This window comes from Microcystis sp. M_QC_C_20170808_M9Col (genome assembly GCF_007095495.1).
In the GTDB taxonomy this organism is placed as follows: domain Bacteria; phylum Cyanobacteriota; class Cyanobacteriia; order Cyanobacteriales; family Microcystaceae; genus Microcystis; species Microcystis aeruginosa.
In genome coordinates this window covers 1-12,337 of the sequence record NZ_SFBZ01000039.1, presented here as the reverse complement: position 1 = coordinate 12,337, position 12,337 = coordinate 1, and the positions used below count along the sequence as shown (strand labels likewise).

Annotated in this window: 9 protein-coding genes; all 9 read left to right on the top strand. The window is 45.6% G+C overall.

Going from position 1 to position 12,337, the window contains the following annotated elements; translation table 11 throughout:
* Positions 1-462: 462 nt before the first annotated feature.
* Positions 463-1,407 (top strand): LysR family transcriptional regulator, encoded by a 945-nt coding sequence (locus EWV68_RS02645; protein WP_061433307.1) that lies wholly within the window; start codon positions 463-465, stop codon positions 1,405-1,407.
* Positions 1,408-1,453: 46 nt separating this feature from the next.
* Entirely contained in the window at positions 1,454-3,307 is a 1,854-nt protein-coding gene (locus EWV68_RS02640) for an NAD(P)H-quinone oxidoreductase subunit F (RefSeq protein WP_287168719.1), read from the top strand.
* An 81-nt stretch (positions 3,308-3,388) separates the two neighbouring features.
* Complete coding sequence (locus tag EWV68_RS02635) at positions 3,389-4,114, top strand: carbonic anhydrase (RefSeq protein ID WP_287168718.1); 726 nt, start codon at positions 3,389-3,391, stop codon at positions 4,112-4,114.
* A 78-nt stretch (positions 4,115-4,192) separates the two neighbouring features.
* Positions 4,193-5,743: an NADH-quinone oxidoreductase subunit M gene (locus EWV68_RS02630; RefSeq protein WP_287168717.1), complete on the top strand. Its 1,551-nt coding sequence runs from the start codon at positions 4,193-4,195 to the stop codon at positions 5,741-5,743.
* Between the two features lie 57 nt (positions 5,744-5,800).
* A complete protein-coding gene (locus EWV68_RS02625) occupies positions 5,801-7,096 on the top strand; it encodes a CO2 hydration protein (RefSeq protein WP_287168716.1) in 1,296 nt (431 codons plus the stop codon).
* Positions 7,097-7,178: 82 nt separating this feature from the next.
* A complete protein-coding gene (locus EWV68_RS02620; RefSeq protein ID WP_079209639.1) occupies positions 7,179-7,883 on the top strand; it encodes a Uma2 family endonuclease in 705 nt (234 codons plus the stop codon).
* Between the two features lie 185 nt (positions 7,884-8,068).
* Positions 8,069-8,824: a DUF2232 domain-containing protein gene (locus EWV68_RS02615; RefSeq protein WP_287168715.1), complete on the top strand. Its 756-nt coding sequence runs from the start codon at positions 8,069-8,071 to the stop codon at positions 8,822-8,824.
* Between the two features lie 507 nt (positions 8,825-9,331).
* Complete coding sequence (rne, locus tag EWV68_RS02610; protein WP_287168714.1) at positions 9,332-11,491, top strand: ribonuclease E; 2,160 nt, start codon at positions 9,332-9,334, stop codon at positions 11,489-11,491.
* Positions 11,488-12,075 carry a ribonuclease HII gene (locus tag EWV68_RS02605; protein ID WP_287168712.1) on the top strand — a complete coding sequence of 196 codons (588 nt, stop codon included), beginning with the start codon at positions 11,488-11,490 and terminating at the stop codon, positions 12,073-12,075. The genes rne and EWV68_RS02605 overlap by 4 nt, the downstream gene beginning before the upstream one ends.
* The last annotated feature ends 262 nt before the right edge of the window (positions 12,076-12,337 follow it).

The following is a 12,337-nucleotide window of genomic DNA, read 5'->3' as shown; positions in this document are numbered from 1 at the left end:
GGGAAAAACTGATAGTTTTATCGACGTAAGAAGCAGAAAAATTAGATAAATTAACAGGATGTACTCTCAGAAAATTTGAAGAGAGATAGGCTTATTGGCAGGGTATTAAAGATTAATTATTGTGACTAACTCTTTTGGTTAGAGAAAGATAAACTTGAGAATTTTCAGTCAAATTTATTGACTCAAAATCAGCTGTACTTAATTTAAATGAATCAACCCTAGGGTTGGGGGGCCACACCCTGCCATCAGGAAAAGCTTTTTCAGCAAACCCTACTTAATTTAAATGAAACAGTTCTAGGGGAGTGGGGGAGAAAGGAGAAAAAAGCTGATAGCTACAAAAGGTCTTAAGTGCCGTTTATATCTATTAAAGTCTATATTTATCAAAAAGTTAATTGACTAGAATCTATAAAAGCGTTAGGATTGATGGTGACAAATAGTTGTTATTGAGAAGGGGATAAGAACTTGATACAGGCAACCCTGCACCAGTTAAGGGTTTTCGAGGCTACCGCTCGACACAGTAGCTTTACTAAGGCGGCCGAGGAGTTATTTATCACTCAACCCACCGTCTCAACCCAAGTCAAACAACTCACAAAAGCAGTGGGTTTACCGCTATTCGAGCAAATTGGCAAACGTTTATTTTTAACCGAAGCGGGTCAGGAATTACTGTTCACCTGTCAAGAGATTTTTAATAAATTGGACAACTTTCAGATGAAAGTGGCCGATATTAAGGGAACTAGACAGGGAAAACTGACTTTAGGCGTAATTACTACCGCTAAATACTTTGTGCCGCGATTACTAGGGGCATTCTGTCAACAGTATCCCGGTATTGACATCGCCCTGCAAGTGACTAATCATCAGAAACTGCAAGAGCGAATGTTAAACAACGAGGATGACCTGTATATTCTCAGTCAACCGCCAGAAGAAGTGGAACTTTGTTCTCAGTCTTTCTTGGAAAATCCCCTAGTGGTGGTGGCGCGACGAGATCATCCATTGGTGGGTAAGAAAAATCTCCCCCTTGAGTGCCTCAACCAGCAACCTTTTATTATGCGCGAATCGGGATCTGGAACCCGCCAAGCGGTACAAAAATTATTTAATCTCCACGATATTAAGGTAAAGGTGCGCTTGGAATTAGGCAGTAACGAGGCGATTAAACAGGCTATTTCTGGCGGTTTGGGAATATCGGTACTATCTAAGCATACTCTCATCTCGGAAGGGGAAAACGGAGAATTAGCCATCCTCGACGTGGAACAGTTTCCAATTCAGCGCAATTGGTACGTTTGTTACCTGGCCGGAAAACAACTTTCCGTGATTGCCGATGCTTTTTTAAAATACCTGCTGGAGGCTAGTCAAACCATCCCCATTCATGCCCCGTTAAAAAATGGTGACAGCTTATTAGTGAGCCATTAAACCTTAAACTTTAATTCAGGATCATTTTTCTTCTTGAGGTGTTTATATGTTCGAGTCCTTCAGCCAGACTATCTGGTTGGTACCTCTTTACGCCTTTGCGGGCGCACTTCTCGCTCTACCCTGGTCTCCCGGTATTATCCGGCAAACCGGCCCGCGACCGGCCGGTTATCTGAACTTGATCATGACCTGCTGGGCTTTTTTGCATAGCCTTTTTGCTTTGCTCGCCGTTTGGGGTCGTCCGCCCCAATCTATAGCATTTAATTGGCTAAATGCCGCAGATTTAAGCATATCTTTAGATGTGCAGATTTCGGTCGTTAATATCGGGGCTTTACTGCTAATTACTGGCTTAAACCTCGCCGCCCAGGTATATGCGATCGCCTATCTAGAAATGGATTGGGGTTGGGCAAGATTTTATTCTCTCGTCGCCCTCTTTGAAGGGGGTATGTGCGCCCTAGTTATCTGTAATTCGCTATTTTTCAGCTATTGTGTGCTAGAAGTTCTCACCCTCGGCACTTATCTGCTGATTGGTTTCTGGTTCAATCAATCTCTGGTGGTGACGGGGGCGCGGGATGCTTTTCTAACCAAACGGATTGGCGATTTAATCCTGTTGATGGGAGTGGTGGCCCTTTTACCCCTGGCGGGAACCTGGAACTTTGACCAATTGGCAGAATGGGCGGCTACAGCCGATTTAAACCCCAATGTGGCTAATTTACTCTGTTTAGCCCTGATTGCAGGTCCAATGGGCAAATGCGCTCAATTTCCCCTGCATTTATGGCTAGATGAGGCCATGGAAGGACCGATGCCAGCGACAATTCTGCGGAATACCGTCGTTGTTTCCACTGGCGCTTGGTTATTGGTGAAATTAGAGCCGGTGCTGCAATTATCGCCCTTAACCTTGCAAGTAATGATCATTGTTGGCTCTGTTACTGCCATCGGTGCGGGGTTAATTGCGATCGCACAGATCGATGTCAAGCGCTCCCTTTCCTATTCCGTCAGTGCCTACATGGGACTGATTTTTATCGCTGTGGCCACCGGACAAACGGAAACCGCTTTAGTGTTACTCTTTACTTATGCGATCGCTATGTCCCTGTTAGTCATGGTGGTGGGTAACATCATTTGGAATAATATCAGCCAAGATTTAAGCCAATACGGCGGTTTATGGTCCCGTCGTCCCGTTTCTGGTATTTGTTATCTCGTCGGTGCCGCTAGTTTAGTCGCACTGCCTCCCTTTGGTGGTTTTTGGGCATTAGCGCGCATGGGCGATCGCCTCGCAGAAATCAGTGGTTTACTGTTATTAGTGCTATTGTTGGTCAATGCTTTAACTGCTTTTAGTGTCACTAGAGAATTTTGCGTTTTCTTTGGCGGTAAAATCAAACCAATGACCCTGCGCTCTCCGGAAGCTCTTTGGCCCTTAGTTATCCCCATGACTGTGACCATGGGTTTCGCCATTCATCTGCCGATTTTATTGGCGCAATGGCATTTATTACCAAGTAACTTAAATCTGGGAGTGGCTTTTCTCTTGGTACTTTCCAGTGCTGCTGGCGTAATTCCGGCAGCCTATATTTACCTGAATGAAAATATCTCCAAACCGATCGTTTTTCAACCCAAAGCCGTTCAAGATTTCTTTGCCAACGACCTTTATACAGCCCAATTGTATAAAGTCACCATCGTTTTTGTCGTCGGACTAATCTCGCAAATTATTAACTGGATCGATACCTTTCTGGTGGATGGTATCGTTAACCTGGTGGGATTAGCCACGGTTTTTGGCGGTCAGAGTTTGAAATATAACGTCTCGGGCCAGACCCAATTTTACTTTCTGTCGATTATTTTGGGGGTGGCTTTGATTGGTATTATCATCTGCTGGCCCCTACTAGCACAAATTTCTCTAGTTTTCAGTTAAAGATTTGATAACTTAGGCTTTTCTTTAGCATCTCTTGCCCCGACAATAGGACTTGTCCTGATTATATGGAAACAATTACCTATGTTCAATACCTCTCGTCGCCAATTAATCCGTTATGGTGGTGGTTTTTTGGGAACTGGTCTAGCCGCCTCTGTTTTGGGTTCTCAGTTGTCCCAAACTAACGCCCAAACCGCTGTTAATTCCCAGCCATGGCTAACGGCTCAAAATCAAGGATTGAACCCAGACCAGGCCTTAACTATGCTCATGGAAGGCAATCAACGTTTCTGGGAACGAAGACAAAAAAGTCCTAACCGCGATCAAACTCGGCTCACAGAAGTGGCCGAAAGTCAAGCCCCTTTTGCGGCAATTTTGGGCTGTGCCGATTCTCGCGTGCCGGCAGAAATTGTTTTTGATCGCGGATTAGGAGATCTATTTGTTTGTCGGGTAGCGGGAAATTTAGCCACTTCCGAAGAAATTGGTAGCCTCGAATTCGGCACGTTGGTGTTAGGAGCCAAGGTAATTGTTGTCCTTGGTCATTCTCGTTGTGGAGCGGTAAAAGCCACCATTGAAGGCGGTCGTTTCCCCGGTCAAATCGGTCGTTTAATCGATGGCCTACAGGTGGGAGTTGATCGGGCCGAAAAACAACCCGGTTCCAACAAACTTGAGCGAGCCATTAAATCCAATGTTGTCTATCAAGTAGAGAAATTGGGCAAATCCCCAGTCATGGGTGATTTAGTAGATAAAAAACAATTAAAAATTGTTGGAGCCTACTACGATCTCGATACCGGCAAAGTGAGCTTAATTTAGTCAATTCTAGATTAGTCATCGTGTCGGTTGGCTAATCCTTTTCTCATCCCAGTCATTATAAATTCGATCGATACCAATATGCTCAGTACCCTGCTTTGGTTGCCAATAATTGGAGCAATTATCGTCGGTCTTTTCCCCGATAAATTCGCCCCAGCAAAATTACGTCAAATTACCCTCTTTTTTGTTGCAGCCGTCTTCTTGTGGTCTTTATATCTGCTGACCCAATATAACTTAACCAGTAATGGCTTTCAATTTTCTGAATACCGCGAATGGGCAAAACCAATCGGTTTAAGTTATAACCTCGGAGTCGATGGTTTGTCCTTACCGTTAATTATTTTAAACTGTTTCTTGACAGGAATAGCTATCTATAGTAGCGAAGAAAAAATAGAGCGTCCCCGACTTTATTACATCCTCATCCTCCTGATTAACGCCGGGGTTTCTGGGGCATTAATGGCCAAAAACCTGCTGCTGTTCATCGTTTTCTATGAACTAGAATTAATCCCCTTTTATCTGATGATTGCTATCTGGGGAGGCGAAAAACGTGGCTATGCTTCGATTAAATTCCTTCTCTACACTGCTGTCTCCGGGTTATTAGTCCTAGCGGCATTTTTAGGCATAGGTTTCCTCAATGGTGGCACTTTTGACTATTCCTCCCTCTCCACCGCCGATTTCTCCCAAAAAACCCAGTTACTGCTCTTAACTCTGCTGTTAGTGGGATTTGGCATCAAAATACCCCTCGTACCTCTCCATACTTGGCTACCGGATGCCTATACGGAAGCTTCCCCCGCTACAGCAATTTTATTAGGTGGTATCCTCGCTAAACTCGGTACTTATGGCTTAGTTCGCTTTGGCCTGCAATTATTCCCCGAAACTTGGTCTTTAATCGCCCCCGGACTGGCAATTGTCGGCGTTACTAGCGTTATTTACGGGGCCTTGAGCGCTATTGCCCAAAAAGACATTAAACGCATGGTGGCCTACAGTTCGATCGGTCACATGGGCTATATACTGGTAGCAGCCGCCGCCGGCACGGGTTTAAGCGTCCTTGGTGCCGTCGCGCAGATGATTAGCCACGGTCTCATTCTCGCCCTCTTATTCTATCTGGTGGGCATTGTCGAACGCAAAGCTGGAACCAGAGATTTAGACGTTTTAAACGGTTTAATGAACCCAATTCGCGGTTTACCCCTGGTTAGCGCCCTATTAATTCTCGCCGGTATGGCCAGTGCTGGTATCCCCGGATTAGTGGGATTTGTGGCGGAATTTATCGTTTTTCAGGGTAGTTTCGCCCGTTTTCCCGTGCAGACGGTTCTCTGTATCATCGCTTCCGGTTTAACGGCGGTTTACTTTGTTATCCTGCTTAATCGCACCTGTTTTGGTAAATTGGATAATAAACTTGCCTACTATCCCAAAGTCCTGAAATCGGAAACTATTCCCGCTTTTGTCCTAATGGTATTAATCGTCTTTTTAGGTATTCAACCCAATTATTTAGTCCGTTGGATTGAACCCACCACTAACTCGATGGTTGCCAGCTTATCGGGGGAAGCAAAACCTAGTTTTGTCTTCAAAAAATCTCCGCAAAAGTCCTCAAAAACCAACTGGTTGAATCGGGGTAAATTTTTGAGTAATAGTTAGTTATCCCTCGCTGTTTCCGAATTATTGTAACCGCTGCTAATTACTTTACCTAAAACTATGACTGGGACATTAATCAAAGCCAAAATTCCCCCTTCTACTCACGAATTTGCCGACATTATCCACCGTTTAGAAGCGGGTGGATCCATGTTACCGGATACTCCCGAAAACCTGATGCAAATTATCGGCATTTATAAAGCTTATGCCGTACCGATGGATTTTTATTGGCGAGATCTGCTCTATATTGCCGAACGAGTTTTCCTCGATCCTTTGCCCTTTTTTAAATATTTTCTGCCCCAAGAATACCTAGACCTACAAAATCATTACGCTGGCGATAATGCCGATTTACGCATCTGGCGCGGTACGGGTTCCGCTCACCCTGAATTGTTAGAATTCATGGATAAAGGTAAAACCAGAAAAATGCCCAGATTAATCCATCATCTTTGGCATGATCGCGTTAATATGGAATTTGCTGAAGCTTGTATGCAAGCTATGTTGTGGCATGGCCGCGATATGGGTTGGGGTTTATTTGATGCCTATCTTGATTCAGAAGAATATCGCCAAAATGCCGACCGCGCTATTAAGGCCTATTTCAAGAAAAACCCCGTGATGATGAAACTTTATGACCTGTTCCCCGATATGTTTTTGGAACAGGTGCGGATGATGTCCTACTACTCCAATTTAGGACTATTCTGGGAAGTGATGGCCCCGGTATTTTTCGAGATGTCTGATATCTACGATGAAGGCGGGTTTAAAGGTGTTCCTGATGCTATGAATTTCCTCGTTAATGGCATTTTTGCCATCGCTGGCCGGCCGATTTATCATCACGTTTATATTGATGGTCAATGCTACGAAATTATCCCCAAATCAAAGGCTTTTACTTGGCTTTATGAAGCGGCTTTCCCCTATGTGGAAGCGGTCTTTTATCGTACTGCTCCCTTCCGGGGTACAAAGTCCTATAATGCCCAAGCAAAACAGGTTCCCTACCAACAAAAAGACTTTCACTATGGCATTCTTTATGCGGATGTTTTCCCCGTGGGTACTGCGGGAATTCCTCCCACGTTGTTAATGGATGATATGTATCATTTTTTACCCCAATATCTGATCGATTACTATCAGCAACACTGCCGGGGGGAAGACGATATTTTGATTCAATTGGGTATTAGTTTCCAGCGTTCGATGTATAATGTGACTTCGGCAGTTATTCAAGCTCTACGCACTGCTTTACTCTATCCCCTCGACGATCCTAATCCCAAACATTTACTCAAAAATCGTCAATTCTTTGAGGCACAAATGGACAGATTTAAACGCCCCGAAGCGCGTCTTAGAGATATCCAAAGTCCTAATTATCGTTGAGGTTTTTTGATTATTTTTCTGGTGGGTTTATCGCCCACCTTTTTTGATATAATGAGATGACCGACACCCAACCTCAAAAAAGATGACCACTTTTCCCATCATCGACAATAACGAGTTTTGTGCGGATGAGGTAAAATTTCCCCCCAGGGATATCTGGAGTGAGGAACCCCCCTTGGAAAGCTACGCTCATTTACAACAAATTCTGATTTTACTTCAGTGTTTAGAATGGTTATGGCAAGAGCGTAATGATTATTTTGCCGCCGCTAATTTGACCATTTATTATAGTCCTAATCAGAAAAAATCTGAGTATTTTCGCGGACCAGATTTTTTTGTCGTTTTGGGAACAGAAAGACGCTTAGATCGAAAAAGTTGGGTAGTTTGGGGAGAAGGGGGCAAATATCCCGATGTTATCGTGGAAATTCTGTCTCCTAGTACCGCCAAAATAGATCGCGGCGAGAAAAAACAAATTTATCAAGATATTTTTCGCACTCCCGATTATTTTTGGTTCGATCCTGAAACCTTAGAATTACAAGGATTTCGGCTAATGGAAGGGCAATATCAAGCAATTGAACCGACGGACAGGGGTTGGCTATGGAGCGATCTATTAGGCTTATTTCTGGGTATTTATCAACAACAATTACGCTATTTCAATAGGGAGGGTGAATTAATTCCTACCCCCGCAGAAGTGGCTAAACAGGAACGTCAAGAGAAGGTTTTAGCTTTACAACAAATAGAACAATTAAAATCTCGCTTACGCGAGTTAGGAGCCGATTTAGAAGGTATTTAGAGCCGTTTTTTTTCAGTGAAAATAGGAATATTTTCCGTAAATTTCCCTACCCCTAACACCTCACTCTCCTCTCCCATTTAGATAGTCAACAGCTTAGTATTTTTTGCCTCTTGCCTGACTGGGAGTCACAAGTCTAAGCTAAGAATAGCTTGCCAACCCGTCCCGACCACCGGATAACTGATAGAATGAATGATTCTAACGCTAATTCTCCCGCTCAATCCTCAGAAGAGACAATAGATGAAACCAATTGGGTAGATCTGGGGGAAGAGGAGAAACCCCTAGATAAACCCACAACCAAACCTATCCAACCATCTCCTCTCAAGTCTATCGCTACCCTGATCACGGTGGAAACGGCTTTTTTGGCCAGTGCTACCAGTTTAATCTGGTTAATTGACTATTATTTTCCCCTCGGACCGTTATTAAGGGTTTTCTTCCCGATTCCTATCGCTTTGGCCTATTTACGTTGGGGCGCTCGTTGTGCTTGGATGACAGCATTAGTTTCCAGTTTACTTTTGTCGGTGTTAATGGGACCGACTCGCAGTATCGTCTTTTTGATTCCCCACGGCTTGATGGGGTTACAATTGGGGCTATGCTGGCGCCGGGGTGCGCGCTGGGAATTTTCTATCTTGACTGGGGGACTGTTGGGGGCTTTTGGTTTATTCTTTCGTTTTTGGCTGTTTTCAATTCTTTTAGGCGAAAATCTCTGGTTATATGTGATGACCCAAGCGACTAATTTTATTGATTGGATTTTCACCCAGTTAGGGATTCTCGCTAAACCGACGCTGCTGCAAGTGCAATCGATAGCAGTTGTGGGCATATTTGTCAATAGTTTATTATACTTATTTGCCGTACATTTAGTGGCGTTATTAGTTCTTGATCGCCTCGGTAATCCGATTTCTCGTCCGCCCAAATGGGTGCAGGTCATACTAGATTATGAGTGATTATCTTGGTCAGGGGATCATCATCTTGTCAGAGAGTGACCGAGTGAGTTATAGTCGTCTATAAGACTCGATTAAAGCATTTCTTAAAAGAATCGTGGTTTTTGGAAAATCGAAAAGTGCGCTATTTTCCCTTCCACAGAAACCTGTTGCCGAGGGGAGTAACTCAAAAACTCCTTTTTTCCTAGATTCTGATAGACAGAACTGGCGGAAACGGATAAAAAATGCTGTTATCGAGCAAGACTCAGGGATTAATTGAAAATCTCGTCTCCTGGCTGTGCTTACCTAATTGTGGGTCAAGCCGGCACTTGCCAAACAGACTTAACAACTGAAACCAAGACTCAGTTCCCACGTCTGAGAGGCAGATGAACATCAAGATGAGGCTTTAACGATGCGGACTCATCTTCTTAGAACTTTCTTAACAAGACCAGATTTCCAGAAGTAGCCTCAAAGCATAGACAAATAGCCCATGGTCCGTCGCTTTTGAAACCGAAAGATTGAGGAAATTGAATGCCAAAACAAATAATCATAGCCGAACAACACCATATAGCGGCTGTTTTTTGGGAAGATCAAATTCAGGAATTAGTTGTAGCCACAGGTAATCAGCAGGTGGGCGACATCTATCTAGGATTAGTAGAAAATGTCATCCCCGGGATAGATGCAGCCTTCGTCAATATTGGCGATGCGGAACGCAATGGCTTTATCCATGTCACCGACCTGGGCCCCTTAAGACTGAAAAAAACCGCTGGTGCTATCACGGAATTACTGGCCCCCCAGCAAAAAGTGCTGGTACAGGTAATGAAGGAACCCACCGGCAATAAAGGACCGCGACTAACGGGAAATGTCACTCTCCCTGGTCGTTATCTGGTATTGATGCCCAATGGTCGCGGGGTGAATCTTTCCCGTCGCATCCGCAGTGAAGACGAGCGCTCCCGTTTACGAGCTTTAGCGATTTTGGTCAAACCGGCGGGGATGGGTTTGCTGGTACGCACCGAGGCCGAAGGCAAAGCGGAAGAAGCGATTATCGAGGATTTGGAATTTCTGCAAAAACAGTGGGAGAGCATCCAACAGATGGCCGTCAGCAGCCGCGCCCCGGCCCTGCTTAACCGCGATGATGACTTTATTCAAAGGGTTTTGCGGGATATGTACAGTGCCGATGTCAATCGCATTGTTGTGGATAACCCGGTGGCGGTAAAACGAGTTAAACAGCAATTGACGAACTGGGGCGGCGGCAAAGCCCTCGAAGGGGTTTATATCGACTCCCATCGGGAAAACCAGCCAATTCTCGACTATTTCCGGGTTAACGCCGCCATTCGCGAGGCCCTCAAACCCCGGGTTGATTTACCCTCTGGCGGCTACATTATCATCGAACCGACGGAAGCTTTAACGGTAATTGATGTTAACTCCGGCTCCTTTACCCGTTCGGCCACGGCCCGGGAAACCGTACTCTGGACTAATAGCGAGGCCGCCACAGAAATCGCCCGACAACTGCGCTTGAGAAATATCGGCGGTGTGGTGGTGGTGGACTTCATCGATATGGATTCCCGTCGCGACCAGTTGAAACTGCTGGAATTGTTTAATAAGGCCCTGAAAAGCGATAAGGCCCGGCCCCAGATTGCCCAATTATCGGAATTGGGGTTAGTGGAATTAACTCGTAAGCGTCAGGGGAAAAACATTTATGAATTATTCGGCAAAACCTGTAACCATTGCGGCGGACTAGGTCATTTAGCCCATCTACCCGGAGAAGGCAACGCCATCGCCCTAGAAACCCCCACCGTTAGCCGCGGGGAAAAAGAAACCTTTGTCGTTGCTCCGATTAATACAAAAGTTCTACCCGATAAGAGCGCTCCTAGCGTTGCGGCGGCCGAACCCTATCTAGAAGTTTTCTCCGAATTTGAGGCCGAAGAAAACGCCCAAGAGATAGATCTTTCCTTCCATCCCAACTATCAAGAACAGGTTAATAATTCTCGCCGTCGTCGTCGTCGTCGTCCCTCGGAACTATTGCTGAAAGAGGAACGGAGCGAAAAAGCCTCTACTAACGGTGTTAACAACGAAATCGAGCCGGAATCAGAACCCCAACGCTTTGAGGAAAAACGAGAACGCCCCGCCCGTCTCTCGAAACGGGGAGAAGATGCCAGCGCCGCCAAAAATATCCCCGTCAGCGAACGGGAGCGGGTTTCCGTGGAAATGACCCCGGTAGAACAGGAAGTTTATTCTTTAATGGGCATTTCTCCCCTGATTCTGGTGGATAAGGAGTTTAAAGACCCGAAATCGGTGATTGTTTCCGTGAAACTGGCAGGGGAAAGAGAAGCGGAAAACCCAGAAATGCCTGTTACTCCTGAAATATCCTTGACTCCTACCCTAGAAGTCGAGTACACCCCGGTAGAAGCGACGGAAACCAGCGAGGAAGCCGAAAATCGCTCCTTGGTGCGCCGTCGTCGTCGTTCCACCACTAGCGAAGTTAGTCAGGAAATCAACCAAGAAGCTAGTCCACCAGTGACTTTTACGCCCGAACCGATTACGCCCGAAACTCCAGTTTTTCTGGGCGAAGTCATTCCTGTCGAGACCCCGGTGAGCGCCGAGGTGACAGAGGAGCCACAACTAGAGGCTGAAACCGCGGTGCTGCGTCGTCGTCGTCGTCGTTCCTCCGCCACTGCCGATGAGTCATGAGCGCAGAACCCTTAATTGCCGGTGTCGATGAAGTGGGGCGCGGGGCTTTATTTGGCCCCGTGGTGGCGGCGGTAGTGGTCACTGTCCCCTCTGGTTTTGCGCGGCTGTGGGAGTTGGGGGTGAAGGATAGTAAGCAACTTAGCCCCCAAAAACGGCAAAAATTGAGCCAGCAAATACAACGGGATTTTCTTTGTCGCATCGGTTATGCTACGGTGAAAGAGATCGATCGCTTGAATATTCTTCAGGCCTCCCTACTGGCAATGAGCAGAGCTATCGGGAAATTACCCCTTTCCCCCAATCTCTGCTTGATCGATGGCAAGCACATTATTAAAGATTTGTCAATCCCCCAAAAGGCGGTAATTCAGGGAGATCAACAATTGCCGGTAATTGCGGCGGCCAGTATCGTGGCCAAAGTCTGGCGCGATGACTTAATTACTCGTTGGCACAGACGCTATCCCGATTATGGACTCGCTCGTCACAAGGGTTATGGCACTGCTCAACACCTAGAAGCGATTGGCAACCAGGGAGTTACTTCTCAGCACCGGCTCTCTTTTAGTCCCTGTCAACCGAGGTTGAGGCCATGACTGCCGAACAATTTGCCCAAGGGTTATCGAAAATTCTTGACCGATAGTTAAGTAGGGAGGCACAATTATTTGTAGGATGGGTTAGCGGTAGCGTAACCCATGCGGGCGTTGGGTTTCATGCTTCAACCCAACCTACGTTCATCTTATATCTGAACTTACCCCATACATATATACCATAACAGCCGAAAACCCTTATCCATCAATGGATACACCCCCTTAACTTTTCTTAATGTACCCATGTAATTTGTAACATTTCTTAATG

Excerpts from the sequence above, each read along its gene's own strand:
- EWV68_RS02630 (WP_287168717.1), top strand. The coding sequence starts at position 4,193 with ATGCTCAGTACCCTGCTTTGGTTGCCAATAATTGGAGCAATTATCGTC.
- EWV68_RS02605 (WP_287168712.1), top strand. The coding sequence starts at position 11,488 with ATGAGCGCAGAACCCTTAATTGCCGGTGTCGATGAAGTGGGGCGCGGG.
- EWV68_RS02620 (WP_079209639.1), top strand. The coding sequence starts at position 7,179 with ATGACCACTTTTCCCATCATCGACAATAACGAGTTTTGTGCGGATGAG.
- EWV68_RS02615 (WP_287168715.1), top strand. The coding sequence starts at position 8,069 with ATGAATGATTCTAACGCTAATTCTCCCGCTCAATCCTCAGAAGAGACA.
- rne (WP_287168714.1), top strand. The coding sequence starts at position 9,332 with ATGCCAAAACAAATAATCATAGCCGAACAACACCATATAGCGGCTGTT.
- EWV68_RS02635 (WP_287168718.1), top strand. The coding sequence starts at position 3,389 with ATGTTCAATACCTCTCGTCGCCAATTAATCCGTTATGGTGGTGGTTTT.
- EWV68_RS02625 (WP_287168716.1), top strand. The coding sequence starts at position 5,801 with ATGACTGGGACATTAATCAAAGCCAAAATTCCCCCTTCTACTCACGAA.
- EWV68_RS02640 (WP_287168719.1), top strand. The coding sequence starts at position 1,454 with ATGTTCGAGTCCTTCAGCCAGACTATCTGGTTGGTACCTCTTTACGCC.